The 22,838-nt window shown below is 60.0% G+C and carries 11 protein-coding genes; 2 read left to right on the forward strand and 9 right to left on the reverse strand.

Going from position 1 to position 22,838, the window contains the following annotated elements; all coding sequences use genetic code 11:
* Positions 1 to 25 precede the first annotated feature (25 nt).
* The 9 genes from ASG71_RS09965 to ASG71_RS10005 form a co-directional block, all read right to left on the reverse strand.
* On the reverse strand, positions 26 to 2,659 hold the full coding sequence (locus tag ASG71_RS09965; RefSeq protein ID WP_056738782.1) for a DEAD/DEAH box helicase: 2,634 nt from the start codon (positions 2,657 to 2,659) through the stop codon (positions 26 to 28).
* Positions 2,656 to 4,776 carry a site-specific DNA-methyltransferase gene (locus ASG71_RS09970; RefSeq protein WP_056738784.1) on the reverse strand — a complete coding sequence of 707 codons (2,121 nt, stop codon included), beginning with the start codon at positions 4,774 to 4,776 and terminating at the stop codon, positions 2,656 to 2,658. The genes ASG71_RS09965 and ASG71_RS09970 overlap by 4 nt, the downstream gene beginning before the upstream one ends.
* Positions 4,777 to 4,889: 113 nt before the next feature.
* Complete coding sequence (locus ASG71_RS09975) at positions 4,890 to 6,392, reverse strand: AAA family ATPase (RefSeq protein WP_056738786.1); 1,503 nt, start codon at positions 6,390 to 6,392, stop codon at positions 4,890 to 4,892.
* A gap of 2 nt (positions 6,393 to 6,394) precedes the next feature.
* A complete protein-coding gene (locus ASG71_RS09980; protein WP_200947977.1) occupies positions 6,395 to 8,959 on the reverse strand; it encodes a hypothetical protein in 2,565 nt (854 codons plus the stop codon).
* 355 nt (positions 8,960 to 9,314) lie between these two features.
* Positions 9,315 to 10,535, reverse strand: coding sequence for an exonuclease domain-containing protein (locus ASG71_RS09985; protein WP_082575117.1), 1,221 nt, complete (start codon positions 10,533 to 10,535; stop codon positions 9,315 to 9,317).
* 19 nt (positions 10,536 to 10,554) lie between these two features.
* Positions 10,555 to 12,315, reverse strand: a complete 1,761-nt coding sequence (locus ASG71_RS09990; RefSeq protein ID WP_235564014.1) for a GmrSD restriction endonuclease domain-containing protein — start codon at positions 12,313 to 12,315, stop codon at positions 10,555 to 10,557.
* 180 nt (positions 12,316 to 12,495) lie between these two features.
* Positions 12,496 to 14,826 carry a HelD family protein gene (locus ASG71_RS09995; RefSeq protein ID WP_082575027.1) on the reverse strand — a complete coding sequence of 777 codons (2,331 nt, stop codon included), beginning with the start codon at positions 14,824 to 14,826 and terminating at the stop codon, positions 12,496 to 12,498.
* A gap of 206 nt (positions 14,827 to 15,032) precedes the next feature.
* Positions 15,033 to 15,509, reverse strand: a complete 477-nt coding sequence (locus ASG71_RS16935) for a hypothetical protein (protein ID WP_157366373.1) — start codon at positions 15,507 to 15,509, stop codon at positions 15,033 to 15,035.
* A 105-nt stretch (positions 15,510 to 15,614) separates the two neighbouring features.
* On the reverse strand, positions 15,615 to 18,770 hold the full coding sequence (locus tag ASG71_RS10005; protein WP_056738799.1) for a DUF3427 domain-containing protein: 3,156 nt from the start codon (positions 18,768 to 18,770) through the stop codon (positions 15,615 to 15,617).
* 167 nt (positions 18,771 to 18,937) lie between these two features.
* On the opposite strand from ASG71_RS10005, the gene ASG71_RS16395 reads away from it, so the two are divergent.
* Entirely contained in the window at positions 18,938 to 19,516 is a 579-nt protein-coding gene (locus ASG71_RS16395; protein WP_235564016.1) for a hypothetical protein, read from the forward strand.
* A gap of 1,635 nt (positions 19,517 to 21,151) precedes the next feature.
* The gene (locus ASG71_RS10010; protein ID WP_056738800.1) at positions 21,152 to 22,825 is read left to right on the forward strand and encodes a nuclease-related domain-containing DEAD/DEAH box helicase; all 1,674 of its coding nucleotides are present in this window, start codon (positions 21,152 to 21,154) and stop codon (positions 22,823 to 22,825) included.
* Positions 22,826 to 22,838 lie beyond the last annotated feature (13 nt).

The raw sequence follows: 22,838 nt of genomic DNA on the forward strand, positions 1-22,838 counted from the left end.
GGCCGGCTACCGGGCTCCCCCACCATCAGTGATTCACTGCCTGACTGGGCGCGTGCACCTTTGAACGGTCATAATCCACAGCAAGGTCGGAGTAGTAGAAATCAACTGCCGAGTCGTTTCGGTGGCGCACCGCATCTCGAACCGCGGACTCCTGCATATCGAGTACTCGCATGGAGTTGTCCACCTGACTTATCGCTTCTATACGGTAGAAGCTTTCCCCGTACTTTTCGGCGAATTCAGCCAGCGCCCTCAGCTTCGTGACTGCGTCCTCAAGGTGATGTCCATGGGGATCAATGATGGATGCTTTGGTTTCACCATTTACTTCGTGGAAGAAAATGAAATCCGGGTGCATCGACCGCCAGTTGCCCTTTCCGTCACGATACGCGATGCCCAAGGAGTCGACGGCGGCCCGCGACGGGTTGCGATACCACCCGACGGCATTCTGACGGGAAAGTTCCGTATTGACGACGCCGCGCTCCCACTTATTGAGCGAGCTCAGCGGGAACTGTCCTTCTTCGTCCGACATCAGATGGAGGCTAGCCAGTGGCGCGACGCTAAGCTGCTCGTTGTCGTCGACTACCTGATAATCCTCCATGCGGGATCGTGGCCGCCCGAGCATTCCCTGCTGAGGGTCGATGGTCATCGAACGGATGTCCTCGTACTCCTGCTGTCGCTCGTCCGGCAGGCCCTTCAGGTCCACGCGGCTCTCGGCAAACCACCGATCCACAATCTCGGTGGCCTCTTGGTCAACCTTTTCACGGACTTCTTTGATCATAGCTAGGGCCGATGCCTTAACGAATGCGTCCCGAAGCCCGTCATCATCCGCCGCATCGTCGTCTGGGCCAGCCAGATGATTCACGTACGACTGGGCAATGTCGGCGCCGAAGGCTTTCTTCGCGTCTTCGAACGCGGTTCGAATCGCGCGGTCGTCGGCGCGCTCCGCGAACTCACGATAGCTGAGCTTGGACGAACCCACCTTTCCCGAAATCTCTTGGACGTCGACGCGCCAGACTTGCTCGACGGCTTCATCGAGCAGCCGCGAGTACCGTGCAGCGTAGCCATCGAGAATGGCGTGCATCTCGCCCTCGGCGTCGCGGAGAGCGTCCGGCCGCAATCCGTCCATGGCGAGTGCCTGAGCCAGGGCCACGAGGCGCTTCACCGGTCGTGCACCGCGCTTTGGAAGTGTTTCGGTTGGGAGCTCGTCCCACGCATTCCAGACAGCGTCAGAAATGTTGGGATTGGCTAGCAGTTCCCGGCCGTCGAGCAGAATTTTCTTGCCTGCCGTTCCAGGCATTTCCTCCAGCTGACCGGTGAGGTACTTGACGACCTGCCCAGCGGTGGTTCGGTCGAAGAACGGCAGGATGCAGTCAACTGAGTTGAGCCGCTCGTCGCCAGGCACCCGGCGCGCAAGGGGGCTGCGAACCATGCGGCCGAGCAGCTGAGTAATGTGGGTGTTGTCCTTGGCTGGGCGGAATGACACCATGACTTCAGCGCGCGGGCAGTCCCAACCTGTCGAGATCGCATCTTTCGCGATGAGCACTCGAACCTTTTCGTTCTCTTCAACGTGTTGGGGTTCGATCCAGTCCACCTCCCAAGCGCCGAATCTCTGAGTTGTGTGATCACCGAACACGTGCCGAACGTTAAACTCGTTGAGCTGGGGATACTCCTGGGCAATGGCGTCAAGAGCACGTCCAATGTCATCGCCCTCCGGCTTATTCGGCGTCTGCAACACCAGAAGTGGCTTTACGACCTCGACGGCGCCTTGAGACTGACCGTATCTGGCCCACCGCTCGGTGGACTGGACGAGCTTCCTTGCAGCCAATCGAACGAGGGTCGTGTCGAAGTTGCCGGCTTCGTGCGGGATGTTCAGGGCAACGACATCCTTGACCAGGCCAGATTCCTGAACGCGAGACGGATCGACCGCGACGGAAGGGTAGGCACGGCGATCTTTGCTCGCATCAGCTGCCTTCATCGCGTCTTGGAATCGCTCGATCGTCGCCGAAATACCCCAGACAATCGGAGCCCCAGGGTAGCCCGCGTGCCCGTTCACTAGTTTTCGAACAATCGTGGGCTTGTCCCCAGTAACTCGAGTGTTGAAGCCACGATGCGCTTCATCGAGCACAAGATAGAGCGTGAGATTGTCGTCTGCGATGGTGTTCGCTATTGTCTCCCAGATCGTCCACCCCTGCATGTCGGGGGTGGCAACATCGGCCAGACCTGCGAGCTGCTCCTCGAGGTTTTCTTCATGGCCGCGCGTGAGGAGAGAGTTCTTCGTAAGCTTGCCGGTGTTCAAGAAGTACACCTTGCCCGGATCCAGACGCGGCTTCGCGAACGGCGGCTGGATGGTCACGAGATCCGATGAAGAGAACTTCTCTGACGCGTCCATGAGGCGCATTCGGGTTTGATCATTGAGGTTCGGGTCGTCGGAGAACCAGATAACGACGGCGCCAGGGTCCGGCTCGAAGTCAAAGCGCTCGCTTCCGTAGAAGAGGGCCTCGATCGCGGCCGCTGCCATCACGGTCTTGCCTGCGCCAGTCGGTGCGGTCAGAGAAAACGACGACTCTCGACCGTCCCGCTCGTACTCTGTCTTGGCACGTTCGAGATTGGCAAGCACATCCGCGACAGCGTCGTCCTGATAGTCCTTCAGTGTGAACTTCACAGTGAGTTCCTTCCCGTCTCAATCTCAAAGTTGCGCAAGTACGCCTCGTACAGCCGGACGGGTTCTACGTGCTCAGGTAGCTCCCGCACAACCGACTCGAAGAGCCGGTCCTCGTCGGTCACGATGTACACGAGGCTTACGCCATCGTTCGAGGTGACTTCCTTAAGGAACCCCTCCGTCTGGTTTAGATCGGCAATGACGCCATAGGTCTCGGCTACATCCCATCCAGCCGTCACGTCGTCGATGCATCGGCCTCGAGATCCTGCGCGCATCCAAAGCAGAGGTGCGATCTTAGCGAACTCGCGGTTGGAGGAAACGCGGAGCGGAGACTCGTACGTGAGAGTGAAGAACTCGGCGTTCTCCTCGAATCCGTCGCTCATCGGAAAGACGTCCGTAAACTTGTAATCGCTCTTGATCGGCTGGTCCTCCGGAGTACGACCGGTGACAGCCGCTCGTATACGAGGCTTTGTTATGTGGTTGCAGATGCCCCACTGCTCCCACTCGGGGTCGCCAGGCCGGAGGCCCTTAGTCCTCAGCGATTTCTGCTCGTCCGCCGACACTTCGTTGTTCGTGACGGATATGCACTGGCGCCGACCGCCATCCTGCCTATTGAGCCGCATTACCGCATGGGTGGTGGTTCCCGACCCAGCGAAGAAGTCTAAAACGACGGCATTGGGCTTGTCCTTGACAAAGAATCGTAGAGCATCTTCGACCGCGTAAAGCGACTTCGGAAAGGGAAAACGCCGGTCCGGGAGCATATACCGAAGCAGCGTGCTGCCGTAGTCGCCGGCGCTGTGTGACTGCTTTGTCCAAGTTGTCATTGGGCGCACTGGCTTGTTAAGAGTGCCAAGGATCAGCGTGCCATCCCCGTCCGCACCCAAGATTTCAATGTCTCCTCGTTCGACTGCGCCTATTGTGCCGGATTGCAGGAAGTACACTGCTCTCCTGCGTGATCCTGGCTGCCACGGGCCAAACTTTACGTACCCGGCGCTCACGTAGGCCCGGAATTTGTCGGCAGATATGCCCCAGGTGACTTCGGTCCCGTCTGACCCGATGGGAAAGACCACAAAGGCACCGACTGGGCTTTGCACATCTTGACGATCTGCGTTCGGCGCAAGCGGTTGGCCGACCGAGTGGAATGTGCCGTCGGCGCAGTTGAAGAAAATCGGATAGAACAGATTTGGTCGAGCCGTCCGCCGTCCGTTGGCACCACGGCGGGCCAGCCCTTCCCATCTAACTTGGCGTCCTTCGACGCTCGGCCTCAGCATGTCCTCGCCTGACGGAACCAACGAGGCGCTTCCGATGAAGACAACGTAGATGTACTCGTCGGAACGCGAGAACTCGCCTGTCCGGGAGGATCCACTTGGGTTGATGACGCTGGTTATCATCTGGATACGTGCGTCAGGAAAGGTTTGCTCCAAGAGCATCCCCAGTCGCAAGTACTCCTTCTCGTCAATGGTGACGATGAGTGCAGAGTCATCGGGGTTTAGCAATTCCTTGGCTAAGAGCAATCGTCGCTCCATGAATGCAAGCCATTTTGAATGACGATAAAGGTCGTCGCCCTCTACGTAGTCGTTGTTATACTTCCAGTCCTTCGCCCCCGTGTTATAGGGCGGGTCGATATAGATGCAGTCAACCTTGCCGCGGTGTGTGAAGAGCAGCGTTTGGAGGGCGTGGAAGTTCTCTGCGTTGATCACCGTGTGGAACGGCTTGTCGCCACCGCGTTCCACCTTGCCGGTCGAGATGAGACCGGGGAAGATTGGATCGCGAAACTCGGCGACGACGACTAAGTCACTTAGAGAGGCGATCTGGGCCTCCACTCCGTCGAGCGACTCAAGATTCGCTGCTGCCGTCTCGCTTGCTCGGTTGATAGAGAGGACCCGCCAGAGACGGTCATGCTCCGGCGTTCGTCTCGTGCCGCGCTGTGGCAAGATTCGTACCTTGGAATTTTTGAGTACCTTGCGCCCCGGAAGCTCGACGGCTTCCGGGGCGTGCCGCTCAAAATTGAGGCCAAAGGCTCGGCGGTCAGCAAGCGCATCTACTTCGCGCTTGAGGTCAGCGGCTAATGCAGGATCGCTGTTATTCAATCGCCTGAGCAGGTCATTGAGCCGGGACATCGGATTCCTTCGTCGTCGTTGTGTGTAGAAGTAGGCACGCCATAATGGCGAGGTCGAAATGGGGACAGGCCGAGTGAGGCTGGCGGCCCCTCGCCCCTGCCCTCCAGCGAACGCTAACCGTCGCCAGATACATCGATTCGGCCGCGAGCAAAAGTCGCAAGTATCCGCTGGTGGGTCTGCCGGGGCAGCTGCCGGTTGCCGGGCTCTCCAAACGGTGTGCCCGGCCGTGCGGGTGCTTGAGCAAGCAGTTCGTCGAGGCCCGGGCGCGCAACCATGAGGAGCCCATGGGTGGCGCGGGTGCATGTCACGGCTAGCCGCCCGAACGCAGAGTTGAACGTGTCAAGCTCGGCTGCTCCGTTAAGCGGGTGGACGGCGACTGTGATTCCGTTGGTCTGTCCCTGGTATGAGTCTACCGTCGAGCTCACGATGTCTCGTTCTGTGAGGTCGTACTTCTCTCGCAATCGAACAACTACTTCTGCCGCATCGTCGACGGCCTGGTTTCGCGTGGCGAGGATGGCCACCAGAGGATTTTCGTGGTCTCCGCCGGGCTTAGCAACGGCGAAGCTGCCGATCGGCGTTCCGTCAGAGTCGTATTCCTGAGTCTCAAGGCTTGGCCCGGCAGAGAAGAATTCGCCGAGCAACGCTTCGACAAATTCCAACAACGGACCGTCGATATCTGCGGCCTCTGGCTCGGGCAAACCATCGACTTCGAGGAGCGTAGGTACGCCCGTACCGACTTGTCCCCAGATCTCAGTAATTGGACCGTCCATCGTCCCCAGGTTAAGGACTCGGTCACCGGGCGCCGCGACACAGTCGAGCCTGTCCCACTCAGGATAGAAGGCCCGCCAGAGCCCAAGATGCCCGACAGATGGGCGCCAGACCGCAGGCAGTTCTCTGCCCCACGTGTGGGCATCGTCATCGTAGTCGGTCGGCCAAGCACGGTAAGGATTGTATCCAGGATCCCCCCGCCACGGGTTGTCGCCGATCTCGAGCGGCGGGAGCTGACCGACATCGCCAACAGCCACCCACTTCGGAGCAGCCTTCGTGACCTTGTCGAAAAGGTGATGCGGTATCTGCCACGCCTCGTCAACGAACATGACGTCGAACGGCGCTTGGCCGTTGTTTCCAGCACCCAAGCGGTCACGAAGCCTACTTATCTCATTTGGTGCCCCGAGCCGGCTGCAGGTCGCTACGACGACAGAAGCCGTGTCAGGAATGTCAGACGTTCTGGCTACAACTGTGGCTGCGTCGCTTACCTCCTGAGGTACCTCCCCCCATTGCTGGGCTGAAACCAAGAGGCACACGCGGTCGCGGCCGAGGCCCTTCCCCAGCGAGGTTGCCAGTGGGCGCACCTGCTTGTTGGTGAACGCAACGACGACGGCCCGCCTGCAGGCAGCGTGGGCATGAGCCTCGGCTACGAGACGCTTCAGGACGTGCGACTTGCCGGCGCCGGCTGCGGCCTTAAGCAGAATTCGTTCGACGGGGGACGCCCCTGAGAGGACATCGGCAAGTTCGCGACTAGCATCGTCGGAGACTGCAGCGTTGCACGCTGCCGCTGCAATGTGATGAGCTGCGCCTGTTGCGATGATTTCTGGTGGTGTGAAGTAGCCGGCCATCGTCACTCCAGGTCATCGATCGTGAGGTCGGCCGGAACCATTTCGCTTGGCTCAGAGTACGGGTTGCCGACAGGGGCTCCAGAAGGGATGACTTCAAACGCATCGCCATCGCGAACCGGGGGCCAGACCTGTGGGTTTAGTTGGCCACGGGCGCGGCGGTCGGCGATGACGTCAGACCACTCCCCCTCCCGACTTTCGTGAGAACGGCAGCACCACTGATGGATCTGCGGCGCCTCATCATGTGAACCGCTCTCACAGTCCGGCCTCGGCGCAGATTGCGCATCGAGTCCCGGCTTAGCAACGTGGAGGTGGCGGTTTCCTTGATTATTTGAGAACCACTCAAAGTCAGCAACTATCAGCCGCTCCCCGGCGCTCAGGGGAGGAACCACCTGCGGTGACCAAACGAGATGCGTCTTGGGAGCTGCTTCGTCCGCAACGCCTGCTCGGTGTAGCGGACCAATACTCATGCCGTCGATCTTAAACGCGCTCTTGGGCGCCACATCAACGGAGGTGATTGCGGCTTCGACGCAGGCCTCGTCGTTGTGAACGACCATGACGACTCTCGAACCCTCCACAATCCGGCGCGAATCAACATCGAGAACAATCGGATCTGTCGATACCACCGTCGCGAATGCGACTTCTCGCGTTCCGGCCGAAGTCGCAAGGTCGTGCGCGGACTGCGGGTTCGACAGGGCCAGCAATTGGGCTGTGCAGCGTTGGTCACTTTCGATCATCCGGACTTGCGAGTTTCTCCAAAAGCGGTAGGTGCGCCCGAACCGAACGAGGTCGGACGCGTGCAGCGAAAGACGCCGACGCCAGACTTCCTGGGCCGCGCTTTCGACTGTCCGGTATGTCTCGCGGAGCTTTGAGACCGGGAGGGCCTCCAATACGTCCAGAGTTCGGTCTAGAACATCGCACTTGTAGGCGAGTTCATCCCAAACAAGGTCGTGATACGAGGGCGAATCGGCTGGGCCACTTCCGGCCGACCGAACACGTGTGCCGGTTAGCGACACGTGAATCGCGTCCGAATGCGCGTTCGCAAGGCGTGCGCCGGGGGTGTGAATGCTCTCCTCAATCTCGTCGGCATAGGCACGCTGATCCAGCGCGCCTCGGCTGACTGCTTCTGCCCATCCGACGAGATAGTCGAGGCGGCCGGAGTTCGCAGACGGGCCACCGGCGACGAAATGCCTGGCGAGTACGGCGCGCACGTCGATGATGGGACATCGGAGTGAGAAGGCACGTGCGCGGTCCTCCTCGAGCAGAAATGAGATGGCAGTTCTGTCGGTCTCGCTGATTGCTGCGGGCATCTCGGCCGGCTCGCCATCAAAGGTCAGCGCCGGTCGGCCCATGTCCTTGTCTCGCTGCCAACGCAGTCGGCTCAACTCAACACCAGCGAGGTTGTCGGCTACGGAAACGAGAACATCGGCGGTAGCCCGGTCAGGGACGACGATGTAAATCGCGCCCGGCGACGCGGGGTTAGCTATCCGCTGCTCGCGCATTGCAAGGTTTAGGGCCCTTCCAAGGGTCCTCATCACCTGGCGTCGCGTTTCCGGAGATTGGGGGTCACTGTAAACGTAGCTCTGCCACTCGCCCCGGCCGTCAGGTGTTACCCGCTGGATGGCCAAGCCGTGCACACCGAGCGCGGCGGCGTCGGACTTAGCCATGACGACGTTCACCGTCCCGGGGAGGCCCACCTGGTCGACACGCAGCTGACCCGTCGGCTGGGCTACGCCGTGAAGTGTCGCATCGATATTCGCGGCTACAGTCGCCGGGACTCGTCCAACTTCGCTCGAGCCGTCGACCAAGCCCATCGCCTGTGTACGCAGGTCGCGGCTGATTCCCAGTTCGATCAAGAGATCAGCCGGATCTTCGGACCTGCGGAGTTCGTCGCGGCAGAAGGAGAAGAGCGTACACGTGGTGCAAGTTGCCGGATCGAACGTGGCCTTTAGGTGAGACACGAACTCGGGCAGCGGAGTTGACTCGTCACGATCGGTCGCAAGGGCCTCCGCGCGGCGCTCCGCAATGCGGAGCAGCACCTCCTCCCGGTAATCGTGAAGGTTCTCCACCACTGCTTCCGGCTGCAAGAAGGAGTTTCTCGGCACTGCCAGGACGCCATGGGTGTGTACGTCCATTTCCGCTGGCAGCTGGGACCAGCCCCTGCACGACTCGGCCCCGACCGCGACTTGAAGGAATCCCTTGAGCATTCGGGAGTCCTCAATCCGCGAACGCAGTCGCTCGTAGTCTTTGGCGTCGCCGACTATGAGCCAGGTCCCCGAACCGTCGCCCTTCGCCTTCCGCGCTACAACGGCGAAGTCCGGCTTCACGTCGGTCGCCCGAGAACCCTCGAAGCCAACGAACGGAACAGACAGGTCGTAAACAAGTGTGGCCGCCCCGGACAGGACCGCGCGCTCGTGGGCGTCAGCAAGCAGTTTCGCCGTCGTACTCACATTGACGTGCGCGTTGACCGTGACAACCTCTGCCGGACGGTCGAGACCGAGATAGCCGACGGCCGTCGTAGCGATCTTGCCGGCGAACGATTCTTGACGAATCAAGCGCTCAAACGTCATCGCACGCATCCACCGAGCTTGCGGAATTCCACCGGCTGTGTCTGCGAAGCCCACAGCCTTCGCAAGGTTTCGTCGCGTCAATCCGGTGATAAGCGGGTCGGTGCCTCGGAAACGTGCGCAGGCTGCGTGCGACGAAGAGGCAACCGCCCCCGAGCCGCCCCCGACTGACTTCGTTGCCAATGAACCTCCCCAAATGCTCGCTGCCAATCCTATAGCTCGAGGAATCTCTCCGGCATGAAGACACGCTTTGGAGAAGGTCTCTACAGGACTGCTCCACGTGACGTCCATGCTCCACTGCGGGACAGATGCGTCGGACATTGTTGCAAAGCGCAAGGGCGGCGGTAGTGCGCTCTGACTATGCGCTCAGCAACTTCGAGAGGTAGCTTTCCCCCACCACAGTAATCCCGTAAGCGCGGGCTTTCTTGGCTTTGCCCGACAGGCTGTCGGGATCGGCCGCCACCAAGAGTTTCACTGCTTTGGTGATCGCCGGATGCGGTACAAAGCCTGCGGCTCTGAGGTCCGCCTCGATTTCGCTTCGATCCCGCGACATTTCACCGGTAAGGACGACCTTGTCACCGGCGGCCAGCACCAGCGACTGTCCAACGGCACCGCTGTCTGTGTCTTGTACGGCGATCGGGGCGGCCAGTCCTTGGGTGATCGAATCCTGGCTGATACCGAGCAGGCCTGCAACCAGTCGAAGATCAGCTTCCTCCTCCGGCGTGATGACGCCGTCTTGCCAGGCTGCGGCAAGCATCGCGACCATGTAGTCGACGTGAAGTTGTTCCGCGGAACTACGACTGATTCCGAGCTCATCGGCCAGTGCAACGAGGCTGTTCGCCTCGGATGCGGAGATCTGCCGGTCCATGAGCGCCCGGTCGAGCATGGCCAGGTAGGCAGTGTGCTCGTCGGTGCCGGCCACTTCGGGCAGCCGGTTGACCAGGCGCTCCAGAAAATGTGGCTGCGGCTCCTCCGTCGTTGGACGCAGGGCAGGTGGCTGGCGCTTTGGCGTCACAGCCGGCCAGGACGCGAAATAGGCCCGGTCGAGGGCACTGAACCATTCGGGGTTTTCGGAATCCATGTGCAGGTAGTTGCTCAGCACATGGGCGGCGGCCTCAGCGTCGTCGCCGGCGCTGTGTGCATTGTCGAGGCTCACTCCGAAGCTGTCGCAGCAGTCCTTCAACGACCGTCCTGCGCCCGGCAGGTACCGCCGTGCCAGCTTCATCGTGCAGAGGCAGTCGTGGACCTCGAATGGAATGGCAAGTCCTGCCCGCCCCAGCTCATGGGAAACGAAGCGGTAATCGAACTGGACGTTATGGGCGACTAGGACACGCCCCGCGAGGAGGCCCATCACATCGTGGGCGATGTCGTCAAAAACCGGGGCGTTCAGCACGTCAGCGGCCCGGATGCCATGGATGTGTTGCGGCCCAAGGTCCCGCTCAGGATTGACGAGCGTCTCCCAGCGGTTGCTGACAGTCCCATCCGGTTCGACGTGCACGACGGCGATCTCGGCAATGCGGTGACTCCCAGGATAAAGCCCGGTCGTTTCAACGTCAACAACAGCATAACCAGCGCTCAAATTGTTCCCCATATCAGTGTTAAAGGCTGCGGTAGTAGTCCCGGATGAAGTGCGACATTAAGAGACGACGCTCGGTAAGGAAGTCACCGTACGACTCTGCGGTGGTTGTATAGATCGAATCCGGCACCGCGTTCGCAGCTAGGTTTTCCTTGAGTTCATACAACTCTGTGATCTCGCCAAGCCGACGCTCACCGTCGGCGATCTGCATATTGAGTCGCTCCATGTAGTCGGCGGGCGCCGAGTCTTTGATTCCTATATTGATTGGCGTCTCGGTCAGCGCAAAATTAGCAATTTGGTTGTAGTCATTTCGATCAGCTACACCGTTCTTCTGCAAGTAGTTCTTCGGGACCAGGTGGTGGATGTCGCCGGACTCCTCCAACATGTTGGCCACGGTAATGTTCTTGGAGAGAAAACCTCTGGCGCCGGAGTGCACCTGGGCGGCCAAGTACGTCTGAAAGAACGGGCTCCTTACGCTAGGACTTTCCATGGCCATAGGGACGGCTACGTCCCAGAAGTTGTCGCTCATTGATGACTTCTCAATGTTGTCCAAAAACTCGCTTGCTCCCAGTTCCGATATTCTCCGGATGTCAGCGTCGAAGGCTGATTCAAATGAGCCGGTGTATCGAGTCGTGATGAGGGACATTACAAACCACTTCCGGACCACCCGTTTGATGTCGCCTTCGGTCATCCGCCCTTCACCGCGTAGGTGGAGATACATGGCATATGCGAAGTTCAGTGCGTTCTTGGAACTGATCATGCTCGGCGAAACGAACCCAGCTGACTTGATCGTCATCGTGAACTGCTGAAAGTTGTACTCGTTGACGATTTCGAGGAGAACACTCTCCAATTTTTTGAACGACTCGACAGCGAGCTCTTCGTCGAAGCTCCTGGTCTCGAAGTCGCGCCCGGAAAGGACGCTAACCAGAGCGGCCACCTTTCCCCGTTTGAAGGCCTTGATTCCCGCCACCCGGATAACATCGGTGTACGTCGGATCGTAGAGGTCGGAGGTATCCCGACGAAGCCACGCAATCTTCTGCATGTATCCCGAGGCCGCAAAGGCCGAATCGTTCTCCGCGATGTCGTCATAGACGTGAGGGGCCACCGCAAGGTGGCAAAAGTAGTCGATCAGCTTGCGCAGGTTAGATCCGAACTCGCCGTGGCTCGCGATCTTACTCATGGCGAAGTCAGCGCTACTCAGAGGCACACCTTTAGAGTTGATTCGAATGAAGATTTCGGTCACCGTGTTGATGTCGAGATCTTCACCGAGCGTGATGATTCCCACTTGTGCCGTCTTAATTGCCCCCAGCTTGCCGAACGCCTGTTCAACGGCGAGCTCGTCCACGCTTGGATTTGCGGCCAAATAGTCTCGCATGATTCCCAGAACCGACGGCGCACTAATGAATTCCGAAACGTCGGAGAGCCACTCGGGGCTCTTTTCTAGGACCGGTGTAAGTGTTGCAAACTCTTCAGAGACGGGGTTGAACGCGATCTTAATCCGCTTCCGCGCATAGCTCTTGTCCACCACCGGCTCTCCGACTAGCGCCGCAGTCATTGCCGTAATACGTTGCTGACCATCAATAAGGATCTGTTTGAAGTTTGAAGTGCTGCCATCCTTTAGTCCAACCTCGAGACTCTGCCAGGTGATGAGGTACCCGATAGGAAACCCGTTGTACAAGGAGTCCATGAGGTCACGGACCTTGGTCGAGTTCCACACGAAAGGCCGCTGCATCTCGGGGATGGCGATCTGTTTGCTGCGGACCCACCCAAGCAGCGTGTCCACTTGCTGCTGCTGAACTGTATATTTCGCCATTATCTTCGTTTCTTTCTATCATTTTTTGGCGCCGATGCCCGTGGAGCAAGGCTCCGGCATGCCGGCCATACCAGTGGCCAACGCCCGCCAAGCTCGCGATCGTTCCTATGCGGTCGAGATTCCAACCTGCGCACCCAACCGGTGCTTGCTTCAGTCGTTGCCGCTCAGGATAATCGCGATCTTCTCCAACACTGCCGGCAAGATGGCCGGCTGGACGCTTTGCCGGATCTTCTCAGCCAGGTGCGTGGCATTTGATTCAGCAAGCCCAAGCTCGAAGGGTCCGAGCTTATCCAATTCGATCCTGCCAAAGGGCGCACGCAGTACGTCTGGATCGGCCTGGTCTGGACCGCTAGATGGGTTGCTTTGTTCCACATTCTCTTCTGACCGAACTGAGGGATGCTCTCCTAATTCAGCGGCGTCTCTCTCGGGCATTCCTGGCACCGGCGCTTCGTCCGGTCCACCGAGGAGTACCGGCAGCCGCCCAGCCGGATATACAACATCCAAGTACGTTGTCGTGCGGGTTAGCGCGATGTAGAGCATCCGGCCGCCGTGCGGCATATCCAAAATCGCCTGGGGGTCCGCAACAATGACAGCGTCAAACTCAAGACCTTTGGAATCCTCCGGGGTAACCAGATTTATGGCGGAGGATAGTCCGCCGTCACTCGACTGGCTCCACTGGAGATCTTTCGCCTCGAATGCTGTTCGTAGTTCCGGCCACCGTTCCTCACAGGCGACCACACCTACAAATCGCCCGCGTCCGCTGTGTTCGAAGACCGCAGCGACAATAGCATCAGCAAAATCCGTTTGAGTAGTTCTTATGAAGCGCGGCTGCTGCCCGGCCTCACGGAGAATCGTGGGGGGTGTGACAGCGGGCGCTGCCGACTTTAGAACCGGCAGCGCGACGTCGAAAACCTCTTTAGGCACACGATAACCATGCTCGAGCTCCACTACGGCGGACGGCAACGACGACCCGAGCAAGACTTGAACGTCATCCCAGGAATTACGGGAGTAAGGTCCGGTGGACTGGGCAATGTCGCCAACGACAGTCATGGAGCCGGTCTTTGACCGTCGACGGATCGCCATAAGCTGCATCTCTGACAGGTCCTGTGCTTCGTCGACCACTATGTGCCCATAGAGCGTTGGTTCGCCGCGCATGATTTCAGTGGCTTCATCGATCAAGGCCAGGTCGGCCATGGTCCATGGTTCGTCAGCAATTCGGGGGGCGGAAGGCCGGTGTAGCAGAGAAATTTCTACTGCGCTGAGGAATCCTTCCCCAGCGCGCTGCAGCCTTTCCGATGATCCGAGTAGTTCGCGGATGAACTGGGGCGGCGTTATCTGAGGCCAAATCTTTTCGACTTCGGCGTCGAGCGACACTGGGTCAAGAGCCGATTCCAGAACCGTGCCGCGGGCAGCGCCAAGCTGGGGCCCTACGAGCCGCAGGATTTGTTGGCGGAGGGCAAGACGGCCATCAGCAAAAGTTGCGCTGCTTATGGACCTGATGATCTCTGCCAGTTCACCGGCGTTTGCAGTCACCGTTGAACCAGATCCCCTGCGCCGAATCTTGATGTCCGCATTCGGGATTCGTACCCGCTGCTGGAGTCCAGTGGCGAGTACGTCGCTCATTCTGGATGAGCCCTTTACCGATGCGACGTTGTCGGATTCGCGGCCGCCGACCCGAATGTCAGCAGCGAGCAGCTGCTGGAGTGCTTGCTGTTGGACGTTTTCGTCACCGAGATCCGGGAGGACCCGCCGGATGTAGCGTGTGAAAGTCGGGTTCGGTCCCACCACGAGAACATCCTCTGGCGGCAACTCGTCTTGAAAGTTGAAGAGAAGCCAGGATACCCGGTGCAGGGCAACCGCTGTCTTGCCCGTTCCCGGTCCGCCCTGAACAACGAGGAGTTGGTCTTTGGCGGCTCGTACCAGCTTGTCCTGGGCGGCCTGTATGGTCCGCACGATGTCGACCATGGCTCCACTTCGACGCCGCTGCATGGCCTGCAATAGGGCGTCGCCGCCGTACTTGGCGCTTTCAAGCTCGACGACGGCTGCAGCGATATCACCAAAGACCAAGTCCTCGAAGTCGCGGATTTCGTTTCCGAGACAGTCGTAGGTCCTTTTCCGAGACAGGCCCAGAGGTTCCTGCGCAGTGGCCTGGCTGTAGGGCTCGGCCGCTTTCGACTGCCAGTTGGTCACCAGCAGGTCTTTCTGTTCATTGAGGATTCGCACTTTGCCGATGTAAAGGGGATCTTCACCGTCGGCGTCGATGCGGCCAAAGGCAGCCGGCTCATCCGGCGCGACGATTGTCCGTCGGTTGGCTTCTAATTGCATGGCGCGGCGCTCTGCGGCTGTCCCCCCAGAGAAATTCGACGGAGCCCAAGATGCTGCGGCGGCTTCACGATGTTCCTTGGCGGCGTCGAAATAAGCCTGCTCTTGATCTTTCTCGGCGATCTTAGAGAGATCCCTGACTGTCGCTTCCGCGCTCATGAACGAGCCCCTTCGCTGAGGACCCCCACGGCCCGGACTGATGTACGAAGACAAATGTAATCTGTGGCACAGACATTTCTTTGCAGGTTCGCCGCGACAAGCCAGGCTTATAGTGCGGGCACATTGCCAGCCACGGGCAAGAGAGGACCATCGAATTTGGAGCTCGGCACGTTCTGGTGCGAGCACGCGCAGCCACCCCTTAGTTGTCAGATGACGCGGCGTACGGACGGTCTGCTCATTCGCCCCGGCCAAGCACTCCTGTCCCGCGCAGAACGCTGTAGCGCCAAAGCCTCTTCATAGAAAGCTAGTCTCGTAGCGGAACGTCCGAGATTGTTTTGGGTGAGCGCAAAGCTCAGTGCCAGAACCAGACCCAAGGCAGCGACTCCACCCCCGACAATCAAAGGATGAATAGGCAGATCGGCCAACTGAAATACCCCCGAAACGATCAGTGGGTAGGCGACCAGGGCGGCACCCGCAAAGACGGCAACCAAAGCACCAAAGCTCCCTCCACCCAGGTGTGCCGTATCTCGTCGAAGCTCTCTCAATTCTTCAAACTGCAGCAGGGGATCCAGCGCCAGGAATGCGGCTACTTCAGACGGTCGAACACGAGGATCTAGACGGAACAGCCTTTCCAAGCGTTCGCTACTTATTGTGGGATATTGCCTGGGTTCGTATGAATGCATGGAGGAAGCCTATTGGTTTGATGTCTCAGAGATCTGCCGCACCTCCGCGGGTTCCCTGCCCAAACTGCCATAATCTATAGTGCCTACTCGTTCCGCATGGGCCGGTTATTGAGCTACCGCAGCCGCTGTGGCGTAAACATCCGCCGGCATCGGCCGGTGCAGCTTCCAAGTGATCGCAATCGGCTTCTCCCCCGCGTGCTGCACATAGTCCACCTGGCCGAGACACGCATACGGAACAGTCAGACCTGTCTCGTCTTCGGCCGCATCCCTGGTGAAGATGAGGATCTTCGAATCGCGCGCAGCCCGATTCAAGTACCTTCTTCCCGTCGGGCTACCCGGCGAGGTCGCGTTCTGCGATTCCCAGTGGAACAGCTCCGGGCTGATGGCGTAGTCCTTATACATGGTCGTGGCCGAGTGCTTCTTGTCGTCCTTGTTGAGAGTGACAAAGAAGGCATCGGTGGATGTCGCGGGGCACCAGGCCACACCCTCGCGATGCTGCACACTCTTGCCTAGTTCCAGGGAACCGTACTGCAGGGCCGAAAGGACTTCCTCACGCCGATAGGTGGCGTGCGAGAGCAGTGGGATGTGCTGCAACCCTGCTCCAAGGCCCTTGGCGGCATGCTTGGAGGCTGCCACACCGAGTCTCACGATCTGGCGGATCTCGCTGCAGACAAACTTGTAGCCGCGCAGGTGGTCGAGGCCGGCGTCGTAAGACTGGAAGCCGCCGCCGTCGTCCCAAAGCGTGTAGAACAGCATGCGGGCGAAGGTCTGCTCGCGCATGCCGAGGTCCGCGTAGCGGGGAGCGTCTGCGCCGACGAGCATCGAGTAGGCATCGGCGCGTTCCGGATCGTCTACATGGATCAGACGCGCCATCCGGCTGAGGAGCTTTTTTTCGTCGGCGTCCGAGAGCTCTTGAATCCTCCCCGTGATGACTGCCTCCAGCGGAGAGAACCCCTCGATCAAACCGGCCGTGCGCAAGTACCCGGTCCACGAGTCCTTCGTGGACCGGTAAATCGACTTCACGTCGTTCCCGGACCGCTCGAGATACGCATGCAGCTCGGTCTCCGCGTACGAGGCGATGTCCCGGACGAGCTGCACCCGGTTGAACCGCAGCTGCGCCTTGATGTTGTTCAGCACCACCTTCTGCGCCACCCTGTCCAGCACAATCTGAGAGCCCGACGGCAGGTACGGGAACTCGTCCTCGACCGCCTTTTCCAGTTCCTTGCGCCCGTAGCCGGTGAGGGCCCGGTAGCGCAGATCGAAGCGGAATTCACGGCGCTGCTGGCCGATGAAGTCCATGACGGTCAGCACCGCCTTGCCCTCGGCTCGACGCAGGCCCCGTCCCAGTTGCTGAAGGAAGATCGTGGCGCTCTGCGTGGGCCGGAGCATCAGGATGGTGTCCACCTGCGGCAGGTCCAGGCCTTCGTTGAAGAGGTCGACGGCGAAGATGCAGTTGATCTCGCGTGCGGCGAGACGCTTCAGCGCCGCCGCCCGGTCGGCGTCGTCGGTGCTGCCGTCGACCGCAACGGACGCGATCCCGGCGCGGTTGAAGACCTCCGCCATGTAGTGGGCGTGCTGGACCGAGACGCAAAAGCCGATGGCCCGCATCTGCTCGGTGCTGGTGACCTTGTCGCGGAGTTCGCGGATCACCTTGGCGGAGCGGGCGTCGTTGCCGGTGTAGAGGTTGTTCAGCTGCGCGGTGTCGTAGTTGCCGCGCTTCCATTCCAGCTGGCTGAGGTCGACGTCGTCCGAGACACCGAAGTAGTGGAACGGCACCAGCAGATCCGCGTCCAGGGCGTCCCAAAGGCGCAGTTCGCTGGCGGTGCGGCCGTCGAAGAACTGCTGGGCGACGTCGACGCCGTCGCCGCGTTCCGGCGTCGCGGTCAGCCCGAGGAGCTGCTGCGGTTGCAGGTGGTCCAGCAGCCGGCGGTAGGTGGGCGCCATAGCATGGTGGAATTCATCGATGACGACGACGTCGAAGAAGTCGGGTGCCAGCTGTTCAATGCCGAGGGATGACAGCGACTGGACGGAGGCGAAGATGTGCTTCCACTGCCTGGGTTTGTGCTCCCCGACGTAAAGTTCGCCGAAGGCGCCGTCCTGCATGACGTCGCGGTAGGTGCGCATGGCCTGCTTGAGGATTTCCTGGCGGTGGGCGACAAAGAGCAACTTCAGGTTCTTGCCGGCCGCTTCGCAGAGACGCTTGTAGTCCAGCGCGGCGATGACGGTTTTGCCGGTGCCGGTGGCGGCGACCAGGAGGTTGTGGTTGAAGCCCTTGAGCCGCTCGGCTTCGAGGTCTTCAAGCATTTCCTCCTGGTGGAGGAAAGGCTGAAGCTCAAGGCCGGTGGCTGCCCCGGGGACCGCTGTGCGCCGGCCGCCGTTTCGTTCCAGCGCGGCGTCCAGCTTTTCGCCGTCGCGTTCGGGATCGTAGCTCTGGAAGGCGCGTTGTTCCCAGTAGCTGTCGAAGGTGACCTCGAACCTGTTCAGGAGTGCGGGCGTGCCGACGGAGCTGAGCCGGACGTTCCATTCGAGGCCGTCGAGGAGGGCTGCCTGGCTCAGGTTGGAGCTGCCGACGTAGGCGGTGTCGAAGCCTGAGTTGCGGCGGAACAGCCAGGCCTTGGCATGGAGACGGGTGGCCTGGGTTTCGTAATTTATCTTCACTTCGGCGCCGTAACGTGTGACGAGCTCGTCGATGGCACGGCGTTCTGTGGCACCCATGTAAGTCGTGGTGATGACGCGGAGTTTGGCGCCTCGCTCCCTGAGCTCCTCGAGCGCCGGATGGAGCAGGCGGAGGCCTGTCCAACGGACGAAGGCGCAGAGGAGATCCACGGTGTTTGCGGATTCGATCTCGGTTCGGAGTTCCGCGGCGAGGTTCGGATCGTCCTTGCTGTTGGTCAGCAGAGCCGAATCGCCGAGTTTGGTGGTGGGGCGGCGCAGGTTGCGGCGTTTAAGGGTGTCCGGGCGGTGGAGGGACTGGAGTTGGGTGGGGCCGGGTGCGATGCGGTCCCCGATGTTCAATTCCCGGAGGAGCCTATTTGCGAGGGCGACGCGTTCGGTGGGTTTGGCTGTGGCGAGGACTCGCCGGACGGCTTCGGCAACGTGCTGGGAGAGGATATCCGGGCTGTCTTCGTCATCTATGGCGGCAAAGACGGGTCGCAGATCCGACGCGTTATTCAACAAGCTGCCGAGCGCATCCGTGTTCAGAAGTTCGTACAAGCCCTCGGGCAGCTGCCCCGCTGCCACTCCCCCAATGGAATTAGTCACTGCGCCAGGCTATTGGGTACATGTCTGGACACCAAACTTTTAGCCCGCTAATGCATCGTGGTCATTTTGCCGGTTCCAAACGTGTGCCCACAAAAAACCCGGGTCAGCCGGCAGTCGATTGCATCGAATTACGCGCTGACTGTAGAACAGCCCCCTATGCTGGCTCCATGCCTGTTGGGGATTGTGAGAATGCGTTTCTGGAAGCCGCTCGCTGTGAGGGTTTGGAATTGGCTCGGTGCAAGACTCCGTGGCTCAATCAAAGAGGGCACTTCGGTTTACCCGATCGAGCTTCTAACGTCACCGGCCCGCTGCATGACATCTTCTTGTCCCTCGGAGGTCAGGCCCCTGAGCAGGCGGCGAAACGAACGACGGCTTTGCCAGGCGACTTCATCCACGTTGAGACTGGAACGATCATTGAGATCGACGAACTACAGCACTTCACTAGCTTCCGACTGCAGTCATTCAAGTACTACCCAGCCGGTTATCCCTTGGATTTCGGAGTTAGGGAGTATCAAGAACTCTGCCGCCAGTTCGCTCCGAAAGCCGACAAGTACCGGCAGGCGAAGACTGCGGCAGCCTTTGGGCCTGGCGGCCGGCAGCGGCAGCGCGCGTATTACGACGCTCTTCGCGATCTCGCCACCCCGGCGATGGGACATCCACCCATAATTCGCGTTCCAGCACCCGACGGCAATGGCGCTGCGGCTTTCGAAAGGAATCGAGAACGGATTTTGCGGGCCCTTCAGTAAACGTAGGCCCGGAGGCTCGTGGTCCAGGCCCCGCATCAAGACAACATGGCGGTCGCCGATCAACTCGTTGGCTCCTTGGCGTGCGATGCTCTGTTCGAGCTCGACTACATTACGGTGACAGCCGGCTGCAAGTCGCTGTGGCGGGCGGTGACGCCACTCGGCATGGCGCTTCTTCGGACTGCGACCCTTCGCCCGCCTTGGCGTCATTCGGACGCCGATAAGAACAGACCAGAGAATGCAAAATTGCGTTTGTTCCGGACATCACCCGCATTTAGGATCGCCCAATGACAACGTATCGCCGCCGCGGTCACTATCGTCGAGGCCCCAACGGACAGCGAGTTTGGGTTTCCAGCCATACCGTGACGCGATCTCGCCGACAGCAGTATCCATATCGCGCCTCGAAGTCTCCGCGCGTGGTCGCTCCTAAAGCGCCCCTTCCTTGGTCAATTCGCTGGGCGAAGCCTAACGGTCGCTTTCCCGTTTGTGGCGCTCCTGTCTACTTCTATGCAAACGAGTTCGGGAGCCGTGTCTATTTTGACGAAATCGGCCCCCCCTGGCCAAAGCATCCGTGCACGCTTGGTTCCCACGCGCAAGGTACGGGAGCGACGCGCGGTCGCCGCATAGCACCGCTCATCTATTCACCCACTAAAGGTCGTCGGAAACTAGCCGCAGCTCATCGAAGCGATCGCAACCCCCAATTGCGGCCCTCTAGTAGGCCGCGGACCAGCGCCACATCTCAACCCTTCACGTTGCGGAGGGCACTGCCCGGCACAGGCGGCACTCACCTTCACCTTCAGCGACTTTTTGAGGCGTCAGTTCCGGAGGTGTGGGAATCGACCGAGAATGTCTCCCTACAGCCCGACCAAGTGGTGTTCCTAGACGAGGGTCATTTGTCGTACATGGACCTGGGCCGGATGGACGTTGTGAGATTTCCGGTGCATATCAGCTCAACAGCGCCCGGAATTAGTCAGGCCTATGACCAGCAAGGCAGACAGCCAGCGTCGCAGGCGGATTCGAGCGCCGGCTGCGGCGGGTGCCTCCTTGTAATCGCCATACCCATGCTCGTGTGGCTCCTGGTCAGCATATGGAACCCTATCAATCACAATTCCAACGGAATCGGCGCGGCCGTTTTCCTCTTCCTAGTAGCGGCCGGCTGTTTCGTCTCAGGCGTTCGCTTGATCACCCGAGCCCGGCAGCTAAGGCGCAATGACGAAAACTCAGGCAAGTAGGAAAAAGACACAAGAATCACTGCCTTCCCGGCATATAAGGGCCAAAAGCATATGTTGCGGCCCCGCGACCGCTGTCAGTTGTCCGCGTGTACGTTCAATGCCAGACAGCGTGTTAATCCTCAGCTCCGCAACCTGCTCAAGCGAACTCACGCAGCCTAGCCAGACTCCATCGTTGTGCGGGTTCCGGAGGAGGACATGGGCGCGGGCCCGCATCTTTGAAACCGCGCTGCACGAAACCCCGGGGATGGAATTACACACTTGGAGGCGCTGGCTCTACTCCGACAAGTGCTGCCGGGCATGAACCCTGACGCTGCGTTCCTGGCGTTGCTGTGGAATGTTTAGACCGCACCTTAGGCTTAGCAAAAAGTAATTCCGTTTATCTAGGTAAAAATCGCAGGGGGCAGCAGTGAGATGCATTCCGGAGGAACCGGACTTCGGTGACGGCCAGGTTGCGGAGAAAGTCGTTTGGGAGGCGCTGAAGAATAGCCTTCCGGATGACGCAGTCCTTGCCCATTCGGTACAGGTGCGCGACGGAGCACGGGAATTCGAAATTGATCTGCTGGTGTTGTGGCCGAGGGTCGGGATAGCGGCAATCGAAGTCAAGGGCGGTCAGATCAGCGTCGCTGACGGGCAGTGGTATCAATCGGATCGTTCCGGGAAGCGGCCTCTCAAGAGCCCCGTGGTGCAGTCCCAGGGATCCACGCACGCCTTCAAGAACTGGATCGAGGCTCAGCTCGGGAGTCGCCTGACTAGCCGCTTCGCTTACATGGTCAGTTTCCCGTACACGGACGTCCCTCCGGACTGGGAGATGGCAGGATGCCCCCGAACACTCGTCCTAGACAGGGCCAATACCACTTTCGCGGTCGAACTAGTCCGCGCGGCCATCGAGCGGGAAGGTGGCGGGTCATCTCCGCTGGCGCCAGCGTTCATGGAGCGAATCGTCCGCGTACTCAGCGGAACTTTGGGAGACGACCGCGCCAAGCCCCAGGATCCTAAGGAAGCCGAAGACGCGCAAGATCACCTCACTGAACGGCAGACTGTGTTGCTCCAGGCCACTCGGTCTCTGCCGCGGGTCAAGTTCACCGGCGGCGCAGGTAGTGGGAAAACGTGGCTGGCCGTGGAAAAGGCTCGGCTCCTCTGCAAGCAAGGCAAACGGGTCGGCCTTTTCAGCTACAACAAGGGCCTCAGCCAGTACCTGCAGCAGCAGGTGGCGGGCTGGCGGCAAGCGAAGCCCGTCTTCACGGGGGAATTCCACGAGTACGTGCGCGGGCTAGGGGTCCCGGACGGTTCGGAGCCGAATTACTTCGAGGAGGAAATGCCCCGACTCCTGAAGAACCTGGCGGCCCAGATGGACCCGCACGACCGGCTTGACGCCGTAGTTGTCGATGAAGCGCAGGACTTTGCCCCGCTGTGGTGGGAGTCCCTGCTCGCCTGCACCACAAATCCCGACGGCGGTGAGGTTTACGCGTTTATGGACGACCGGCAGGACGTTTACAGGAGGTGGGGCGCGGCCTCGGACGGTGAGCATCCCACGGCGGATCTAGTGCCCATCCACATCGATGAGAACCTCAGGAACACCAGGAAAATCGCTGAGACCTTCAAGTCCTTCGCTGGTGACCACTTCACTCCACGGGGTGGCACCGGGCTGCCGGTCCGGAGAGTCGAGTGCTTCACAGACGACGCCCTCAACGCCGCCGACGACTGCGTCGAGGCGCTCATGGACGAAGGCTGGTCCAACAACCAGATAGCTCTCCTCACCACCAAATCTCGGCACCCGGCTCACTTGGAGCATGTCGACGCCGGCACCATTGCTGACTACTGGCTCGACTTCCACGCGAACAAAGACGTCTTCTATGGCCACGTGCTGGGTTTCAAGGGCCTCGAGCGGTCAGCCGTGGTGCTATGCGTAAACGGATTTAAGGACATGGAGCGCGCCGCGGAACAGCTCTACGTTGGCCTCTCCCGGGCTAGGAGTTTGCTGGTGGTCGTGGGTGATAGCACCCTGCTGGAGGAAGCAGGTGGCCGAGAGTTAAAGTCCGCGCTCTCAAGGGCAGAGCTTTGGGAGCCCTCTCAGGCTTGACCCCGCTATTTCG

Origin of the sequence: Arthrobacter sp. Soil763 (assembly GCF_001428365.1) — a bacterium.
GTDB lineage: Bacteria > Actinomycetota > Actinomycetes > Actinomycetales > Micrococcaceae > Arthrobacter.